Origin of the sequence: Planctomicrobium stercoris, from assembly GCF_051465655.1 — a bacterium.
Classification (GTDB): domain Bacteria; phylum Planctomycetota; class Planctomycetia; order Planctomycetales; family Planctomycetaceae; genus Planctomicrobium.
Genome location: NZ_CP195791.1, coordinates 3,983,671 through 4,002,711, shown reverse-complemented (window position 1 = coordinate 4,002,711; position 19,041 = coordinate 3,983,671). Strand labels below are relative to the sequence as shown.

At 56.4% G+C, this 19,041-nt stretch carries 15 protein-coding genes; 11 read left to right on the top strand and 4 right to left on the bottom strand.

All coding sequences use genetic code 11. From position 1 onward, the window contains the following. The first annotated feature begins 493 nt into the window (after positions 1 to 493). The 3 genes from SH661x_RS16050 to SH661x_RS16040 all read left to right on the top strand — a co-directional run bounded on the left by SH661x_RS16050 (position 494) and on the right by SH661x_RS16040 (position 5,373). Positions 494 to 1,594: an efflux RND transporter periplasmic adaptor subunit gene (locus SH661x_RS16050; RefSeq protein ID WP_437223417.1), complete on the top strand. Its 1,101-nt coding sequence runs from the start codon at positions 494 to 496 to the stop codon at positions 1,592 to 1,594. Positions 1,595 to 1,829: 235 nt separating this feature from the next. Then, entirely contained in the window at positions 1,830 to 5,009 is a 3,180-nt protein-coding gene (locus SH661x_RS16045) for an efflux RND transporter permease subunit (RefSeq protein ID WP_437223415.1), read from the top strand. Between the two features lie 88 nt (positions 5,010 to 5,097). Then, positions 5,098 to 5,373 carry a hypothetical protein gene (locus tag SH661x_RS16040; protein ID WP_437223412.1) on the top strand — a complete coding sequence of 92 codons (276 nt, stop codon included), beginning with the start codon at positions 5,098 to 5,100 and terminating at the stop codon, positions 5,371 to 5,373. 119 nt (positions 5,374 to 5,492) lie between these two features. On the opposite strand, the gene SH661x_RS16035 is transcribed toward SH661x_RS16040, so the two are convergent. Next, the gene (locus SH661x_RS16035) at positions 5,493 to 7,112 is read right to left on the bottom strand and encodes a TolC family protein (RefSeq protein ID WP_437223409.1); all 1,620 of its coding nucleotides are present in this window, start codon (positions 7,110 to 7,112) and stop codon (positions 5,493 to 5,495) included. An 841-nt stretch (positions 7,113 to 7,953) separates the two neighbouring features. Here SH661x_RS16035 and SH661x_RS16030 point away from each other — a divergent pair. The 5 genes from SH661x_RS16030 to SH661x_RS16010 all read left to right on the top strand — a co-directional run bounded on the left by SH661x_RS16030 (position 7,954) and on the right by SH661x_RS16010 (position 13,176). Next, positions 7,954 to 8,775, top strand: a complete 822-nt coding sequence (locus SH661x_RS16030; protein WP_437223407.1) for a hypothetical protein — start codon at positions 7,954 to 7,956, stop codon at positions 8,773 to 8,775. Between the two features lie 190 nt (positions 8,776 to 8,965). After that, complete coding sequence (locus SH661x_RS16025; RefSeq protein WP_437223405.1) at positions 8,966 to 9,601, top strand: hypothetical protein; 636 nt, start codon at positions 8,966 to 8,968, stop codon at positions 9,599 to 9,601. Further along, positions 9,585 to 10,931, top strand: coding sequence for a DUF4350 domain-containing protein (locus tag SH661x_RS16020; RefSeq protein ID WP_437223402.1), 1,347 nt, complete (start codon positions 9,585 to 9,587; stop codon positions 10,929 to 10,931). The genes SH661x_RS16025 and SH661x_RS16020 overlap by 17 nt, the downstream gene beginning before the upstream one ends. Then, positions 10,910 to 11,857 (top strand): AAA family ATPase, encoded by a 948-nt coding sequence (locus SH661x_RS16015; RefSeq protein WP_437223399.1) that lies wholly within the window; start codon positions 10,910 to 10,912, stop codon positions 11,855 to 11,857. The genes SH661x_RS16020 and SH661x_RS16015 overlap by 22 nt, the downstream gene beginning before the upstream one ends. Beyond that, the gene (locus tag SH661x_RS16010; protein WP_437223396.1) at positions 11,854 to 13,176 is read left to right on the top strand and encodes a DUF58 domain-containing protein; all 1,323 of its coding nucleotides are present in this window, start codon (positions 11,854 to 11,856) and stop codon (positions 13,174 to 13,176) included. The genes SH661x_RS16015 and SH661x_RS16010 overlap by 4 nt, the downstream gene beginning before the upstream one ends. Positions 13,177 to 13,188: 12 nt before the next feature. Here the strand turns inward: SH661x_RS16010 and SH661x_RS16005 are convergent, their stop codons facing one another. Beyond that, positions 13,189 to 14,229, bottom strand: coding sequence for a stage II sporulation protein M (locus tag SH661x_RS16005; RefSeq protein WP_437223394.1), 1,041 nt, complete (start codon positions 14,227 to 14,229; stop codon positions 13,189 to 13,191). Between the two features lie 105 nt (positions 14,230 to 14,334). Between SH661x_RS16005 and SH661x_RS16000 the strand changes: the two genes are divergently transcribed. From SH661x_RS16000 to SH661x_RS15990, 3 genes are all read left to right on the top strand, one after another. Next, on the top strand, positions 14,335 to 15,132 hold the full coding sequence (locus SH661x_RS16000) for an RDD family protein (RefSeq protein WP_437223392.1): 798 nt from the start codon (positions 14,335 to 14,337) through the stop codon (positions 15,130 to 15,132). A 329-nt stretch (positions 15,133 to 15,461) separates the two neighbouring features. Continuing rightward, positions 15,462 to 16,052 carry a hypothetical protein gene (locus SH661x_RS15995; RefSeq protein WP_437223390.1) on the top strand — a complete coding sequence of 197 codons (591 nt, stop codon included), beginning with the start codon at positions 15,462 to 15,464 and terminating at the stop codon, positions 16,050 to 16,052. Positions 16,053 to 16,340: 288 nt separating this feature from the next. Then, positions 16,341 to 17,348, top strand: coding sequence for a DUF1559 family PulG-like putative transporter (locus SH661x_RS15990; RefSeq protein WP_437223387.1), 1,008 nt, complete (start codon positions 16,341 to 16,343; stop codon positions 17,346 to 17,348). Between the two features lie 80 nt (positions 17,349 to 17,428). Here SH661x_RS15990 and SH661x_RS15985 read toward each other — a convergent pair whose 3' ends face one another. Beyond that, positions 17,429 to 17,839 (bottom strand): hypothetical protein, encoded by a 411-nt coding sequence (locus tag SH661x_RS15985; RefSeq protein WP_437223385.1) that lies wholly within the window; start codon positions 17,837 to 17,839, stop codon positions 17,429 to 17,431. Next, positions 17,830 to 18,498, bottom strand: coding sequence for an MBOAT family protein (locus SH661x_RS15980; RefSeq protein ID WP_437223383.1), 669 nt, complete (start codon positions 18,496 to 18,498; stop codon positions 17,830 to 17,832). Before SH661x_RS15980 ends, SH661x_RS15985 begins: the two co-directional genes overlap by 10 nt. Between the last annotated feature and the right edge of the window lie 543 nt (positions 18,499 to 19,041).

Here is a 19,041-nt window from a genome sequence, read left to right as displayed (position 1 = left end):
GTCAGCAGTCTGTCTAAAACGATGGCACGTTAACGTCATCGTAATCTTCAGCAGGCATTTTCAATGTTGAGAACCTGCGCGTCAAAGGTCTGAACATTCTGCCTGCATCGCACCTTCGGCGCACTGCCTTTTCCTCACCTCACCATCAGGAAGGGGTTCAGCAAGCTCGGAGCTGTCGGTTTTGTGACGACATCCACAGCAAAGTCCCGAATTTCTTTCGTCATCTGCCGGTTTCTTCGGCGTGATTGTCAGTGCAGGAACATTTGGTGTCTCGGGGCTGGGGGCGTTGGTTCTTGACGTGACTGAGTTCCGTTGCTGACGGGAATCTTTCAGTCGCGACGTGTGAGAGACGATTTGGCACGGATTCTCAACGAAAAATGAAATTTGGCCCGGCGCGTGCAGTTCAAGGCTTCACCCACCCGGCTGCAGTGACAAAATCCACCACGCCAGGCCGACAGCGCTCCCCGTTGACACGATAACGTCTGAAAGCAACATGAAAGCCTCGTTCATCTCTCCCGTTCTGCTGGCATTCATCTCCCTCACCTTGTCAGCCTGCAATCACCACGACGAAGAGCACCATCAGGAGCACGCCAAGCATAAAATTGTCGTGACGAATCCGGTCTCGGAAGCGGTGACGTTAACCCAGCAATACGTCTGTCAGATCCGCTCGCAGCGGCATATCGAACTGCGTGCTCTGGAACGCGGTTATCTCGAACCGATCGCCATCAAGGAAGGGCAGACCGTCAAGCAAGGGGAGGTCCTCTTCCAGATCCTTCCGATCCTTTATGAGGCAAACCTGGATGCAGAACTGGCAGAGGCCCAGCTCGCCCAGCTCGAATACAACTACACAAAGAAACTGGGAGACGACAATGTCGTTTCACAGAACGAAGTTCTCCTGCTGGATGCCAAATTGAAAAAGGCACAGGCCAAGGTGAAGCAGGCTCAAGCTGAACTCAACTTCACATTCATCAAAGCTCCCTATGACGGAATCGTCGATCGTCTCATGCACCAGCAGGGGAGTCTGATCGAAGAAGGGGAGATTCTCACGACGCTGTCGGACAACAGCACCATGTGGGTGTACTTCAACGTTCCCGAATCTCGCTATCTCGAATACAAGGCGAATCTGGAACAGCACTCGGAAGACCTGCAGATCGAGCTCAAGCTGGCCAATGGAAAGATCTTTCCGTTCACCGGGAAGATCGGTGCGATCGAAGCAGACTTCAATAACGAAACAGGAAATATCGCCTTTCGGGCAGACTTTCCAAATCCGGATGGCCTGCTGCGACACGGACAGACCGGCACCGTGCTTCTGAAACGTGTCTCGGAGAACGCTCTTGTCATTCCCCAGCGTGCGACCTTCGAAACTCTCGACAAGCAATATGTGTACGTCGTTGATGAACACGACGTCGTGCATCAACGGGATATCGTTGTCGAGAATGAACTGGATGACCTGTACGTCATCAAAAGCGGGCTCGAAGTGAATGACAAGATCATTCTCGAAGGGGTGCGACAGGTTCACGACGGTGAGAAAGTTGAGTTCGAATATCTCGAACCGAAGATTGTTCTGGGCCATTTGAAGTATGCCGCCGAGTAAGTCGGGCCACGCTGAAGCGATTGTCAATCGACTCGCTCATCTCGAAGTCACTCTGAAACTGTCGAAACATCCCAGCGGAAAGCCATGTCTTCCAGCGGCCGATTCATTCATCGACATCGCAACATTTCCAACACTCCGCTGCACTCTCCGGGAATGACAGATCCGGCGCGATGACGTTCGTGCCCTGATCGCAGGTTCTCCGAGCACGTGCCGCCTGCCACTTCACTGAGACATCATGTTCGCACGAATTCTTCATCGGCCAGCACTGGCGATTGTGATCTCGCTCCTCATCCTGTTCCTGGGGGGGCTGGCGATCAAGACGCTGCCGATTTCCCAGTTTCCTTCGGTCGCTCCTCCCAGCGTGATCGTCGCGGTCTCCTACCCCGGGGCCAGCGCGAACGTTCTGGTCGACTCCGTGCTGGTGATTCTGGAACAGGCGATCAACGGCGTGCAGGACATGCGCTACATGACCTCCGCTGCCACCAGCGCCGGTGAAGCGACGATTCAGATTATTTTCGAACCGGGAACGGACCCCAACGTCGCGGTGCTGAACGTCAACAATCGTATCCAGACGGTGAAAAACCGGCTCCCCCCGATCGTCGAGCGGGAAGGGATCATCGTGCTGCAGAATATGACCAGCATGCTGATGTACGTGAACGTTTACAGCACCGACAAGAATGTCGATCAGAACTTTCTGTACAACTATGTCACCGTGAATGTGCTGCCGGAAATCAAGCGTATTCAGGGGGTGGGGACCGCAAACATCCTGGGGAACCGGGCGTATGCCATGCGGGTTGAACTCGATCTGGAGCGCATGCGGGCCTACAACCTGTCCTCCGAAGACATCATGAAGGCGATCGAAGAGCAGAGCATGATCGGCTCGCCCGGTCGACTGGGACAGGCCACCGGGAAAACGTCACAGACTGTCGAATACGTGCTCACGTGGACCGGTCGGTATAACAAACCGGATCAATACGAAAACATCATTCTCAAGGCGAAGTCGAACGGCGAAATTCTGCGGTTGAAGGATGTCGCTCATATCGAACTGGGGTCATCGTTCTACGATCTCTATTCGGATATCGACGGCAAGCCCTCAGCGGCGATCGTGCTGAAACAGACGCCGGGCTCCAATGCGGCGGTCGTGATTGAAAAGGTTAAGGAAACGATCGAGGAGATCAAAGAAGCGTCGTTTCCTCCAGGGATGGATTTCGAAGTCAGTTACGACGTTTCGCGATTTCTGGATGCCTCGATTGAGAAAGTGCTGCATACCCTATTCGAAGCGTTTGTGCTGGTTTCGCTGGTCGTTTACCTGTTCCTGGGGGACTGGCGTTCGACTTTGATTCCGACGCTGGCTGTGCCGGTGTCGTTGATCGGAACCTTCTTCTTCATGCTGATGTTCGGGATGTCGATCAATCTGATCACCCTGTTCGCACTGGTGCTCGCCATCGGGGTGGTGGTGGACGATGCGATTGTGGTGGTGGAAGCGGTCCATGCGAAGATGCATGAGAAACATCTTTCGCCCTATCGAGCCACTCAGGAGGTGATGCACGAAATCAGCGGGGCCATCGTCGCGATCACGCTGGTGATGACCGCTGTGTTCGTTCCGGTGACCTTCATGACCGGTCCTGTGGGGGTCTTTTATCGCCAGTTCGGGCTCACGATGGCGATGTCCATCATCCTTTCCGGGGTCGTCGCCCTGACCCTGACTCCGGTGCTCTGCGCCCTGATTCTTAAACCGCATCAGCCGAACGTGAAGAAGCGACGCGGCCCGCTGGGATGGGCGCTGTACCTCTTCGACCGTTTCATTGAAAAAGTGACCGGCGGCTATGCGTGGCTGCTCAAGGGGATCATCACCCAGCGTCTGGTGACCCTGCTGGTGATCGGCGCGTTTTCTTTCGGCATTCTGCTGGTGAACAAGGTTCTTCCGTCTGGATTTATCCCGCTCGAAGATCAGGGGATTATCTACGGGATTATTCAGACCCCGCCGGGCTCGACGCTCGAATACACAAACTCGAAATCCCACGAACTTCAGGCGATCTGCAAAGAGTTTGAAGAGATCACGTCTGTCTCTTCGCTGGCAGGGTATGAGGTGTTGACGGAAGGTCGCGGTTCCAACGCAGGGACCTGTATTATCAATTTGAAACCCTGGGAAGAGCGCAAGCTGACCTCTAAACAACTGATCGAAGAACTGGAGAAGAAAGGGCGTTCCATCCCCAACGTGAAGCTCGAGTTCTTCGAACCGCCTGCGGTTCCGGGATTCGGTGCGGCAGGGGGATTTTCACTCTGTCTGCTCGATAAGACGAACTCCGGAAACTATCAGCAACTGGGGGAAGTCACAGACTCCTTCCTGCATGAACTGGCAAAACGCAAAGAGCTGAAAGGACTCTTCACGTTCTTCGCATCGAACTACCCCCAGTATGAACTGGTCATCGACAATGACGTGGCGATGCAGAAAGGGGTTTCCATCAAAGCTGCCCTCGACAACCTGTCGATCGTCGTCGGAAGCACATGGGAACAGGGGTTTGTGCGATTCGGCCAGTTCTTCAAGGTGTACGTGCAGGCCGCTCCGGAGTTTCGCCGCTTCCCGGAAGATCTCGAGAACATGTTCGTGAAGAACGAGTCCGGGGAAATGGTCCCCTACTCCTCATTCATGAAGATCGAAAAGAAGCAGGGGCTGAATGAAATCAACCGCTTCAATCTTTACCCGACAGCGATCATTCAGGGAGCCCCCGCCAGCGGTTACAGCACGGGTCAGGCCATTGCTGCGATTCAGGAAGTGGCCGCACAGACCCTTCCTCGCGGTTTCGGGATCGGCTGGCAAGGGTTGTCTTATGATGAAGCAAACAAGGGAAACCTCGCCATCTACATTTTCACGATCGTGGTGACCTTCGTTTACCTGGTGCTGGTGGCTCAGTACGAAAGCTTCATTCTGCCGCTGGCAGTGGTGCTTTCACTTCCGGTGGGACTCTTCGGTTCTTTTCTGTTTCTCCAATCGATGGGGCTGGCCAATGACGTGTATGCCCAGATCGGTCTGGTGATGCTGGTGGGACTTCTGGGGAAGAACGCGATTCTGATTATCGAATTCGCGGTTCAGCGAAATCACGAAGGAGAGAGCATCAAAAATTCCGGGATCGAAGGGGGCCGTCTCCGTTTCCGCCCGATTCTGATGACCTCTTTCGCGTTTATTGCCGGTCTGATTCCGCTGGTCCGCGCGACAGGTCCTGGAGCCATTGGAAACCGAACCATCGGAACAACGGCGGTGGGAGGGATGCTGATCGGGACGGTGTTCGGCGTGCTGGTGATACCCGGACTGTATTATCTGTTCGCCAAACTCGCCGGCTCCGGAAAGCTGATTCAGGATGCCACCAGTGAGCCGCTCAGTGAAACCCTGGAACACACACATCATCACTCATAGCGGATGATTGATTCATCATGTTGGGAATGCACTCGCTCACGCTTCGTGCGCTGACTGATCATGAGATGGCAGGAGGATTGAACACCGTATGCACCGAGATGAATTGATCCGCGATATTCAGGCCCGGTTCCGTGAGCTGCAGTCGCCGGTTTCCGAAGTGCAACGCAGGCACTGGGCTGCCCGGGAATCTATGAAACTGGGACGCGGGGGACTGACGATCATCAGTCGAGCCCTGCGGATTTCGCCCAATACCATCAAGCGGGCTATTCATGAAATCCAGAGCGGTGAAGCAGAGAACTACTTGCAGGAAAATTCGCGAATCCGCAAACCGGGCGGTGGAAGGAAATCGCGAAGCGACAGCTGATTGAAAACCTTCTTGAACCGCCCCGAATCGAACATCCTGCCGGGCTTTTCGACCTGAACTGCTTCCCGTCAACAGGGCGATTCGCTGTCGTGATTGCCACAGCTTCGGCGAGTCGTGAACTACTCAGGGGCTTTGGGAATCTCCAGGGCCTTGGGAGCTTCTGGCGGTACCGTGGCTGGCGGGGGTGGAAGGAACGGTGGAATCCCGTCCTTGGGAACAGCCGGGGTGGGAACAACGGTGTCAGGTGTGTAGACCGGCCATTCACGGTACTCGGCAGCCACAAGTCCTCCCCCGAGAGCCTGATAGGTATTGACGATCGCGGAGAGCTGTTCCTTCTTCGCCTCGATCAGCTCCATGCGGCCGTCCATGAGGTCACGCTGGGCGTACAGGACGTCGAGATATTCAATGCGGGTGGCATTGAACAGCTTTCCGGCCGCGTCAACGGATGCTTCGAGTGAACTGAGCTGCTCACGCTTGAAGGCGATGCTCTGGGTGTAGTTCTCCACTTTATTGATATTGTTCATCACTTCGGTGAAGGCGTTCAGAATCACCTGCTGATATTTGTAGACGGCCTGCAGCTGGGCTGCATTGGCACTCATGTATTCCGCTTTAACGGCACTTCGGTTCACGACAGGGGCGACGAGGTCCGATGCCACGCCATAGATCAGCGATTCCGGCGTGACCACCAGATACTTGGGATTGAACGCTTCGTACCCCACACCTGCGCGGATGTTGAGTTTGGGATAGAAGTTCGCTTTGGCGATGCGAACATCCAGACCCGCTGCCTGCAGCTCGCGCTCCGCCTGACGGATGTCGGGGCGGTTCATCAGGAGCTGGCAGGGGACTCCCAGGCTGAGCGTGTGCAGACTGAGTTCGAAGAAGTCCGGGGTGAATCGGCTGACCGGCTGCGGATAACGTCCGCACAGGAAGTTGATCCGGTTTTCGACTTCGATAATCTGTTGCTTGATGATCAGCTTCTGACTTTGATTTTTCTTCACTTCCGCACGGAATCGCTGCACTGCCAGCTCTGTTCCGCGTGCCCCTTCCTTACTGGCTTCGGCAATTTCCAGGCTGCGTTCCTGCAGTGCGATGGTGCGGTCAAGGTTTTCGAGTCGCTGATCGAGCGCGAGCAGCGTGTAGTAGTTGTCCGCGATCTCCGCGATCAGTGATGTGACAACGTAGTTACGGCCGTCAATCGTCCCCAGATAACGTAATGCAGCGGCATCCCGACTGTTTCTTAACTGACGCCAGATATCCACTTCCCAGGAGACGTTCGCACCGAACATGAAGTTCGGAAGTGGTTCGGGGAAGCCACGCCCCGGGCTATAATCGAGTTGGTCTTCAACGGCCCCCTGCGGAGTGAACAAGCTGGGCTTATCCATTCCCGCTGTACCTCCGAAGGTCACGAATGGGAAGATCGCCCCCCTGCGAGCCAGGATTTCATTATTGGCAATCTGAATTTCCTCGCCCAGGATCCGGAGTTCCTGGTTCCCGTCGAGCGACTCGTAAATGAGGCTCGTCAGGATCGGATCTTTGAAGAAGTCATCGATCCCGACGTGCGCCGAGTTTTCGGCGGGGAATTCACCATTGAACGTATCCGGGATGTCTCGAGCCGCGCGGGCCGGTCGAAGATCGGGAATATGACAACCTGGCAACGCAAACAGGCTGCTGCCAAGAAGCGCGGTCGCAACGGCAGCATGAGCAGCGCGGCTCTTTGAGGATCTCGCAAAGCGGACCATCTGTCTCCTCCCTGAGAAATTCGCGACTGTCGACACTCCGGTCGACTCGGTGGATCTCACCCGACGGGCAATCCGTTGGCACATCGAGACCTGTGAAAGAGTCGATGCGACCGCCGGCAGGCAACACTTTGAATACATCCGATCTCCGGCCGAAAAACGATCAGACCATGGCCGTGCGGATTCTTGAGTGAAATCTAAAAATGGAATCGACGGACGCCCTGTCCGCGGCGGAACGAATTATGTCGGGTTGTGGGCTGTACAAATAACTTGATGATTTCACAGTAACAGCTTGATTCGAGCCGCAAAGTTTGCGCACCCTTCTATTCCGGTTGTGACGGATAGAAAAACTGAACGGCCGCGCCGCTGCAGTTCGTTTCATCTCAAAGCGTGTTTTGAAATTTCAACGGAACCCGGATTCGGGAGGGGGCGCTCCTACGGACTCGCAAAAAGTTCGCGCGAACTGACGTCCCCGGCTCGGCAGGAGCCTCGCCCTCCCACTTTTCAAACACGATCTGAGCTCCACTTCCGGGACTGTCGGACGGGTTGGTCGAGCGGTTCTTCGTCGGCTGGAACGGGTGTTAGGAGAGAGGTTTCCGTTAGCTAAAAGACGCTTCAGGGGAGGAGGCGGGGGCACTCAGCTCGTGTTCTATGTCTTCCCGTCATCAACCCGCGCGACTGACAATCTCGCGGAATCGGAATGAGGATCGGCGAGCTTCGTCTCGGGCTGCGAACTTCACAACGTCGACTTCCGGTACGTCTGGCTGGAGTGGAGAGACGTATCACGGTATGCTGATGCTCAGCGTGCTTTGAAACGATAACTCAACGCCGACAGGAGAGGGCCATGTCTTACAAGATTCAGCATCTGAAGCTGGGAGGCATTCTTGATCAGTCCATTGCAGTCGTGCGTGATAATCTCGGGCTTCTGTTCGGAATTATGCTTTATACCTGGATTCCGTATCAGGTGCTCACTAGCGGCTTTCAACTGGCTGTGATGCCGGAGGTGGGTTCTGACCTGACAGACGAAGAAATGGCCCGGCTGACGGCTGATCAGCTCAAATATCTGCCGGTCACAGGTCTCTTGTCGATGATCGGGGCGGTGGTTGTTGTTCCGCTGGCGAACGCAGCAGTGACTTACGCGGTCGCGGAACGATACCTCGGTCGTACGGTCTCCGCCGGGCAGGCGATCCGCGTGGGCCTTGGAAAGATCGGTCCACTCATCTGGACCTCCATACTGATGGGGCTCGCTATATTGGGGGGATTGATTCTGCTCATCATCCCAGGAATTCTGTTTGCGATCTGGTTCGGCCTGTCACAGAACGTTGTCGTGCTGGAGAACCTCAGCGGCAGCAAAGCTCTCTCTCGCAGCAAGCAGCTCGTCCGACCTTACATGGGAACCTTTCTGATGGTGGGGATCATAGTGGCCATCGCGAGCTGGTTGCTGGGGACCGGAGCAGCATTGATTCCTCAGATCCATCTGCAGACGGTGGTCATTATTCTCATCCAGGCAGTGACGACCATGTTTTCCACGGCAGCCATGGTGGTCTTCTATTTCTCCTGCCGCTGCGCACTGGAGAATTTTGACATCGAACATCTGGCAGTGTTGGTGGCAAGTCAGAATCCAGCAGGCGATGCCGATCAACGTGACATCGCGCCGCAGTTTTAATCTGTTCGGCACTTGAACGAGGTCCATGTTTGCGTGACCTAAAGCGGTTTTGCCAATAATCTATTACGTTCCGCAGGCGATAATATGGACGTTCATGCGGTGAAAATCCTGAATCGCCTGCACATGATCGACCAAACTGGTCTCAAGGACCGATGTTTTCTGGGCCAGTGAGATCTGAGGATCGTACAGGATGCCGCCGCCAGATGAGGTGCAACGTAAAGCCGCTGAGATTGTTGCCCGGCCCGAATACCATCTCGACGACGAAACGAGCACTGCCGCACTGGAACTGTGGGGACGACTTCTCTCCTGGATTTTCGTCCCGCTTCGTTGGCTGTATCACCTGCTGGACGGTTTGCCTGAAGTGTTTCGCTGGCCGATTGTCATCGTGCTGGTGCTTGTCTGCCTGGCATTGATTGCACACATCGTCTGGACGTTTCTGAGTGCGATTCGTCCGTCGGATCGAACCCGATTTACGAGCGTCGCCTCCGAGAGAGAAGCGACTCCTGAAGAGATGGAGAAAGCTGCGGAAGCGGAACGGCTGGGGGGAAACTACATCGGGGCGATCCGCTGCCTGTTCGTGGCGTGCCTCCTGAGAATTCAGCGTGCCGAGAAAAAGCGGATTCGAAAAGGAATTACCAACCGGGAACTTCTGCGACGTTATCAGTCGTCCCCGCTGAGTCAGCCGTTGCAGTACTTCGTAGACGTGATCGACACCAAATGGTACGGCCGGGAGGACTGCTTTGAGTCCGATTTCGAACTTTGCAGGTCCCAGTACGCCATGATCTGCAGCTACGTCGAAAGGCCGACTCATGTCGCTGGTTCGTAGCAGCATTCTTCTGGCAGTGTTCATTTTTGTGACGAGCATTGTGCTGGCCACGCTCTCGCTGCTGCGCACTCCGGATTCCGGAGGGAGGGGACGTAATTCCTACGGCACCCATGCCGACGGATATCGCGCCGCTGTGGAACTGCTGAACGAACTGAACGTCCCGGCGCAGCGGCGCCACGCTCCACCGGTCCCTGTCGACACATCGACCACGCTGGTCTTTCTCCAACCAGATCCGCTCATTGCAGGAACCGAACCGGCGTACCTGAAATCACTTCTCCCTTGGGTAGAAAAGGGAGGCCGCCTTGTCGTGGCGGCGGGAGTGAGTGCAAAAGATCAGGAGCGTCGAAGTAAATCGAAGCTCGCCGGGGTCTCCATGCCCTCGGTGACACAGAGTCTCGAACTCGGAGTAGAAATCTCGGTCGCCGAAGGTGAAAAAGACCTTGCGGAGCGAATCCAATTCGAATCTGACAACATGGACCCGATGGAGGAGCGGCAGCGATTTGAAAAGGCCATTACCGAATCGTTCAAAAAACGACCGGCCCCCCCGCGACAGCTCCAGATGCAAGGAACCGGGACGCTCAACCTGGCAGCTTCCGGATCAGAAACCCTGTTCGTCCCGGGGGACAGCCTGAGCGTTCTGAAACTGTATGATTCGTCGCCCGCTGGGACGATTGAGCTGTTCGCTGACGGAGAATCGAAAGGGATTCTCGCGGCCGAGTTTCCACGCGGTCTGGGAAAGATCGTCCTGGTTTCGGAACCGAGAATCTTCAGCAATGTCCTGCTCGCTCGAGGAGACAACAGCGTTCTGGCGATGCAGCTGCTTGCTCCCGAAGGACAAAAGGTTGTCGTCGATGAGTTCTATCATGGGCTGTCTGTTCGAGGGAATACTCTCTACCTGCTGACACGTCCCGGATATGCGGCGGTTGCCGTGGGATTGCTGGCGTTTGCCTGTCTGATGGCATGGCGAAATGCCCGGTTTCTCGGACCGCCATTGCAGGACCGCATCCCACAGCGGCGCGATCTGAGTGAATACATTAACGCCATGGGACGCTTCTTCTCGGGCGGGAATGGAAGTCGACCGTTCCTTGTCGGACAGCTGCGTTCCGGAGTGTTGCGGGAAATCTCCAAAGAATTTTCGCTGCCCGAGGGAACGCAGGACGTCGAACTCGTGGCAGGGATTGTCTCACGCAGAAACGCTGGTCGCGGCGATCAGATTCGAAACACATTTCGTGAAGTGGATGCTGCCCTTGAACAGCAGGGACGCTGGTCCCGAACGGAAACTTTAGACGCAATGCGGAGGTTAACGGCTTGTCTATCGAAGAACACGTAAATCGAATTCGTCAGGAGCTGGCGAAAGTGGTCTTTGGCCAGGATGAGGTCATCGACTTTTCACTGGCGGCGTTATTCAGCTGCGGCAATGTCCTTCTGGAAGGTCCGCCGGGTGTCGCCAAAACCCTGCTGGTCAGGACGATCGCAGCTGCGCTCAACCTGGATTATCGTCGAATCCAGATGACCCCGGACCTGCTCCCGAACGACATCACCGGGTCTTCCATTTATCGTGAGGATCATCGGACGTTTGAATTCCGTCGCGGACCGGTCTTTGCCAATTTTGTTCTCGCTGATGAAATCAATCGCGCCTCTGCCCGCACGCAGTCGGCCCTGCTGGAAGCGATGCAGGAACAGCAGGTGACCTATGACGGGCAGACCTACCAGCTGCCTGAGCCGTTTATGATTTTCGCCACGCAGAATCCGATTGAACAGGAGGGAACGTACCCTTTGCCGCTGGCCCAGCTGGACCGTTTCATGTTCAAGGTGCAGGTGAACTATCCGTCCGCAGACGATGAAAAACGGGTGCTGGCGGAACATCATGCGACCTCGGGACTCGCTTCACCCGAACGGTTACGGGTGCAGCCGGTCCTCGGCGCGGATGAGATTCTTGCGGCACGCCAGCTGATCCGTGAAACCTTCGTGCGTGATGAAGTCATCAACTACGTACAGAAGCTGTTGCAGGCGACTCGAGACGACGATGCCCTTGAGGTCGGGGCGAGTCCTCGTTCGGGGCTGATGCTGCTGGTCGGAGCCAAGAGCCTGGCGAGATTTCGTGGCCGCGACTATGTCACTCCGGATGACATCAAAGAGGCCTTTCTGCCTGCGCTGCGTCATCGCGTTGTCCTGAGTCCGACTGTGGAACTTGAAGGGACGTCGGCTGACGAAGTGTTGCTGCAGCTGCTGGAATCGGTCGAGGTGCCTCGGTGATCGTGCGTCCCGGCCGAATACTCCTGATCGTCGTGGCCATCCTGACGCTGCTGGGATCGCTCGCCTTTCTCTGGGGAGCAGTCCTGTGGATGCTTGGCGGACTGATGATTCTCGTCGCATTCAGCGCGTGGCGGGACAGTCTGGCTGCGCGCGCACTTCTCAAGCAGATTCAGGTCAGTCGCACGTTGCCCAGGATTGCCGGTCGGGATCTGTTCTTTGACAGCATCGTCACGATCCGGAATTCCGGTCCACAGGAAGTCAGCGGGACGCTCCGAGATGTCGTCCCGGTCGAATGCACCCCGGCCTGGACGAATTTTCCTTTCCACATCCGTGCCGGTGAAGTGCTGACATTCACAACCCGGTGTCGCATCCCACAGCGGGGAGAGCAGCATTTTGGCCCGGTCTGGGTGCGTGTCGTGGGACCCTGGCAACTGACGGAGACGCAGCAAGAATTCTCTTGTCATGGCGACATCAAAATCCTTCCGGAAACGTTTGCCTCGCGGGAAGAGTTGCAGAAAGAGATGGGGGCTCAACTGCTGATGCTGGACAAGATTGTCCGGGAGAGACAACAGGGGGCCGGTACGGAATTCGTCTCACTCGACGCCTACCGGACTGGGGACGATCCCCGCCGGATCGACTGGCGGTCCACCGCGCGTCAGGGAATTCCGATCGTCAGAAGATATCAGGTCGAGCGCCATCGCGATGTCCTGATCCTGATCGACTCCGGACGCCTCATGGGGACTATGACTGAACGTGGCTCGAAGCTGGATTGCGCTGTCGATGCCGCTTTGAATCTGGCACAGGTGGCACTGCACAGCGGAGATCGATGCGGAATTGGCATCTTCGATAGTGAACTGCGGGGCTATCTGGCACCGACCGCTGGACGAAAGGCGCTGGGGGGGATCGTCGATTCTCTCTATAACCTGCAGACCCGCTGGCAGGAGACCGATTTCACCCGGTTGTTCGCCGAAGTTCAAAGACGACAGTCCAAACGCAGCTTCCTGATCGTGCTCTCGGATCTGGGCGATGCGGAAACGTCGCGCATGCACTGCGCTGCTCTCGCCCGTCTCAGTCGTCGGCACCTGCTGCTCTTTGCAGCCTTGCGGACACCGCTGCTGAATCAGGTGATTCATCAGGAAGCCACGTCGATTGAGGCCGGTGCCCGTCAGGCCGTCGCGATGGGGCTGGTCCGCGATCGCTCGGAATCCCTGCACGCATTGAAACACGGAGGCGTGCAGATTCTGGATGTCGAACCCCGGCAGTTGACGCTGCCGCTGATTAACCGGTTCATTGAACTGCGACAGCGAAACCTGCTGTAAGAGATTGCAGCCTTATGACAGTGAGGTCTCTTTCGCGGGCATCAGCCTGGCCTGGAATTGTTCGGCTTCCGCCTGCTGTGCCGCTCTTTCCCGTTTGAATCCATGAATGAGATACCCGGTCCAGAAGACTGCAGTTGCTGCCGCGAAGACCAGACGTGACGACGTGGAGAGGTGGCTTTGCCGCACATAGCTTTCGAAGGCTGCCGCAGCGATCAGCATCAATCCGACTCCGGCAGCGATGCGTGCCGCTTCCTTCCCCGCAAGAACCAATGCCTGCTTCCGGGAGTTCAGGCCCGGACGAGTCACCGCCTGACCGAGCATCAGTCCGATCCCGCCGCATAAAATAATGGCTCCCAGTTCGGTAATCCCATGTGGAAGGATCCAGGCCCACATCTCGGAGTGAATTCCTGCCTGAGCGTGAATGGCTGTAAACACGCCTAACAGCATGCCGTTGAACAGCATCAGAAAGACGGTCGGAATCGAAGCCAGAATGCCGGTGGCCATTGCCAGCAGTCCCACTTTGAAGTTGTGCTGAAAGAGGAACGAGGCGAAGAGAAACTTCATTCCTCCGCCATCGTCACGTCCCCCTCGAAGATGTTCCAGCAACTGTTCTTGAGTTGAGCCCGGCTGCCGCGAATCCTCCGCGGGCCACAGAGCGTGCGCCAGCAGCGGATCGGACATTGCAGCTGCGTATCCCAGCAGTGCTCCGCCGATCACCAGTGCGAACGACATCAGGTGTGCAGGCCAGTTCCTCGCGATGGCCCGGGCAAATCCTTCCGAAATAAACCGAAGTCCTCCGGAAAACAAAGAGCTGCGAGGGGGCAGATAAATCAGGCTGTGAGCCTTGGCAGTCAGATCATTCAGATAGGTGATCAGACGAGTGTCCCGGGTGGAGGTCGAAGCACGTGAAAGCTGGACTGTCACCCGGCGGTAAAGGAGATCCAGCCGCTCGCGGTCCTGTGCGGAAAGACGGCGGATCTTTCTGCGGGCCCGGTGAATGAGGGCTTCCAGCTCGTCCCAGTCCTTCTTGTAGCGGCCGACAAAACTACTCATACTGAATCTGGCCCCAGGCGGAATTCGTGATCGTCATTCGCTTGGTCGGCGATCTGTCTTGCCGACGCTTGAAGTATATCGCTTTTCACAGGGGACGGACACTCGATGGCGGATCAGCTGAAGTTCGAAACTCCGGAGAACGTGCAGGTTCGTTACACCCCAGCGGGGCTGGGGACCCGCTTTGTCGCGTGGGTCATCGATCAGGTTTTCGTTTCGTTGCTGATGTTCGTTCTGCTAATCGTGCTCACTCTCTCGGGAATGTCGTTCTTTACCGTGATTGACCGAATCGATACGGAGCATTTTCAGCCACATGAGGTGATCGGCTTTGTGATCGCGGTCGCGGTGATTCTCATGGGGCTGGGAAGTTTCGTGTACTTCGCTGCCTGCGAACTGCTGATGGGAGGACAGACTCCAGGCAAACGGATGTGTCAGATTCGAGTGATCAAGGTGGATGGATTTTCACTCGATCCCGGGAGCATCCTGATCCGGAACCTGTTTCGTGTGGCCGATAACATTCCTTGTCTGTGGATCGTCCCATTCCTGTCAAAGCGTTCCCAGCGGACCGGGGACATGGTTGCCGGGACCACAGTCGTTTCGGACGGGGAATCGGAAATGAGCGATCTGCGCTCAGTCCTTTCTGAGAAATCAGCTGCCGATGCCGAGTTCCGTTTTGATTCCCGAACGCTCGGACGGTTAGGGCCGGGTGATTTCGATGCGGTTGAAAGGCTGCTTGAACGCTGGCAGAAGATTCCGGAAAAGCAACGGGAAGAACTGCTCGATAAGCTTGTGAGTGCGCTGCTGGTGAAACTTCAGATCCCGGCGCCCCTTCCGGAACGTCGCTTACGGTTCCTCGAAGATCTGATGGCTGCCGAGCTGCGGGCACAACATCGCAGCTTGCTTTAGACCAGTTTGGTCTATCATGTGCAGGCGATTCAGGATTTTCACCGCATGAAAGTCCATATGATCGCCTGCGGAACGTAATAGATTATTGGCAAAACCGCTCTGGCGGCAGGGTGAACGGCCGAATCTTCATTCAGGGTTTTCAAGTGAGGTGGAAACGCATCTTCCCGAGAACCGGAAATTTGCTCAGGACCTGCTGCGGAGTAGCGGACCGCCCGGATTCCCATTAAAGTCCTCGTTGGGAGCGAGCCGGTCGAGAACTCTGACTTGAAACGTCAGTTTGGAAAAGTTGTATGTTCTCCCGGAGGCAAAGACTTTGGACTTCAGCGTGGATGCACAGGCTTGTCTGCCTGAGCGTTCTGCTTTCCATTGTTGCCTCTTTCGTTCCGTTGCCTGTCGGGGTCGCTGTCGTTTCGCCCGGCGAGAAAGATCGGTCCGAACCTTTCCCCTGTGCTGACCGTCCGTGCGGATGCCGGTCCGCCCAGCAATGCTGGAAGAAATGCTGCTGTTTCACGCATGAGCAGAAGCTGGCATGGGCCCGGAAGAATCGTGTGAAAGTCCCGGAGCTTGTGATTTCTCAGGCGAAGAAATCGAGCACCGCAGCCTTCACGTTTGAGTCGTTACTGGCCCGGCGTCCTGCGAAAACGTGCTGTTCGCAGCGTTCGGGAGTCAAGACGGCTGCGTGCGAGTCGCCTCGATCCACTTCGTCGCCCAAGTCTCGCATGAAGACGGTGATTGGGACACTCGCGCAGCAATGTCAGGGTGAAGGGCTGGCCTTCAATTCACTGCCCTGGACTCTCTTGCCAGAACCTGTTCAGATCGCATTGCCCACAAATATCTGCTTCGAAACTGCTGTCGTCGCTGAGACACTCTTGCGGGAAGTTTCGATCTCTCCGCCGGTTCCCCCTCCACGCTGTGCGTGATTGAGGAAGCCCCTGTGCGCTGTTCCCGAAGTCGTCAGACGGTACTGCCATTGCAGGTTCAGCTGGCGTGCTGATTGCCGAACTGTGCGGTGCGTGGTCGCGCGCCCGCGCGGCTGATCGGCCCGCTCCCAAAACGGTACGGATTGCTGTGCCGGGCGCGCGATCATTTGCCGCACGATTGGCTAGTCGGGAAGAGTGAATTCGAATCCAGGTTGAACCTGTGTCGCACTGACGCTGCGGGAGGATGAACTTTCGACGTTCATCCTCCGAAACTCGAGGCTGATCACAATGCACTACTTAGACTCTTCTCTGCGCCGAACACGACCGCGCGGATTCACGTTGATCGAACTGCTTGTTGTCATCGCGATTATTGCGGTCCTCGTCGCCCTGCTGCTTCCTGCAGTTCAACAGGCGCGAGAGGCTGCACGCCGGTCGCAGTGCAAAAACAATCTGAAACAGCTGGGGCTGGCAGTTCATAACTACGAGTCCTCTCACTCTGTCCTTCCGCCGGGAACGCTGGGGTATCCGAAAGTCTTCTCGGCACACGCTCAACTTCTTCCGTATGTGGATCAGGCGGGCTTGCAGAACCTGCTGAATTTCTCATTCCCCCCGATGACCATCTTCGGCACCGGTCCCGAAGTGGAATCCAATGATGCAGCCGCCCGGCAGGTGTTGCCGCTGATGGTCTGTCCCAGTGACGGAAACAGGGTACCGGGCGAGACCTATGGGGGGATCAGCTATCCGGCCAATGCAGGCTCTGCCATCAATGGGACCTCCACTGAAGCAGACTCCAACTTCGCCTCCTCGCGAAACGCGGACGGCGTGATCTACTCGCGGTCGGCTACACGGTTTCGAGACATTGTCGACGGAATGAGCAATACCGTTCTCTTCGGCGAACACTTGCTGGGGGATGGCGTGTCCGGCGCGATCCCTCAGGGCAACGACCCGAAACGACGCGTCATTGAACTCACGGGGGGAACTCAAACGACCCCGTCAGCCTGCGAGGCAGCAGCAGGAACCGCGGGACAATGGAAAGGAAACCGGGGTGCCAAGTGGATCAACGGTCACACCGGCGACACCCTGTACAACCATTTTTACATTCCGAATTCGCCGACGCCCGATTGCCAGAATGGAAGCCATAACTACGCCCTCACCGCTGCCCGAAGCGCCCACACAGGTGGAGTTCAATTGTCGTTCTGCGACGGCAGCGTCCGCTTCGTTTCGGACAATATCAACCTGACCACCTGGAGAGCGATCTCCACTCGACATGGCGGAGAAGTCCTCGGTGAGTTTTAATCAGCTTCGCTTTGCAGATTCCGGAATTGTGACCGCATGACCCGCCGCGTCATCGCCCGCGAATCATCATTAATCGTTCATCAGGAGTGAATCGCTCCCCAGATGAAGATCAACGTGAAGCAGGCGAAGAGTACGCTGAGCAGAGGGTACCCGCACCGGAGCCACCAGGTCGTCAGAAACGGTTTCGCTTCAAGAAAAGGCTGAAGTGAGAGACGAATTCCCCAGAAGCATGCGGCATACGCACAGAATGCCCGGGCCAGTCCACTTCCGCCTGCAAGCTCGGCAGCACACGTCGCTGTGATCAATCCCAGGCTCACGATGGAGAGTACGACGTAACTTCCATACACCCAGAAGAGCTGTCGCACGAGCACAGGCAGGCCGGACAGGGTCTGACTCCACTGAAGTCGGATCGGGACCAGTGCGGAGGCAATCAGCACGCAGAGTTGTGCAATCCCCGTGTAGAACAAGATGGTGGTCAGGTTTAATAACATCGAACGGCCCTTGTTGCTTGCAGGAAGGGAATGATCACATTGTTGATGAACGCCTGATGGAACAGGAGTGGGATGGGGATCAGGACCACCAGCAGGCAGAAAAGGAAGCCGGTCCATCCGCCTCGCAGACCCAGCCGGCGACCCGGTTGTGAACGCTCAGCGAGGATCGCCACCCCTTGAATCAGGAAGTATGCAGTCGGACTGCCGTAACCACCTTGCGCGGGCCATGAGATGACCAGATCGTGAATCAGTCCGCTCACGAGAAATCCCGTCATCAGGGCTGCGGTTCCTCCCACTTCTCCCACCAGCGGAAGGAACAGGAACCGGTGAGTCAGGTCTCGAAAGGCCAGGTTCCAGCGACGACCCCAGAAGTCTGCTACGCTTCGCGAGGCGATCGGCCACTGCATCAGCGGAGTCGCCTGAAGTCCGGCTCTGCGCCAGACGCAGGAAAGGATGTGAAATGAGCCGAAGTGAAGGATGAAGGTAATCCCGACCATTGCGATCCATCCGGTGATTCGAGGATCGACGCTCTCGGGCAGCTGAGCGGCTGCGGTAAAGATGCATAGACCAACTGCGGCTTTGAATGCTGCAAAGGTCCATTCTTCTGAACGTGGGACCGGGACTGCTCCACGCGGGTGCAGGAAGGTGTCGACGTCCATCCCCGGCCAGGCAACCAGATACGCAGCATGTTGCCAGACCGGCGAATGTCCCGGCTTTCGCTAACACCATGAAAGCCACTTCAATGCCAAATAGACGAGAATCGACAGCCCCCACATCAAGCCCCAGCCGGGAAGCTTCGTACTGATGGCAAATGTAGCAGGCATGGGACTCGCCCGAGGAGAGACTCATTGAAGAAGACCAGGAGACACCCCGCTGTTCCTGGCCTGCTTTAACTGAGTTTTTCCACCTTCCTCCTCTCCGGGAGAGAACTGCGCGGAGGTGGCGAATGTGAGCCGGGCGGACAACCCTTTCATGAGATTCGCTTGAGCACTGCAGCTTGACTTTTCAGAGCACGTCGCGTGAGCAAGTGCATTCAGTCGCATCCTGTTGAGTATGCACTCGCTCACGCTTCGTGCTCTGACAGATCATTCACCGAGCTTTTCAGAAGTCGAACTGGGTCCTGAATGCAGGCCCGTGCTGGAGCGGTTTTGTAAATGATCTATTACGTTCCGCAGACGATCATATGGACTTTCATGCGGTGA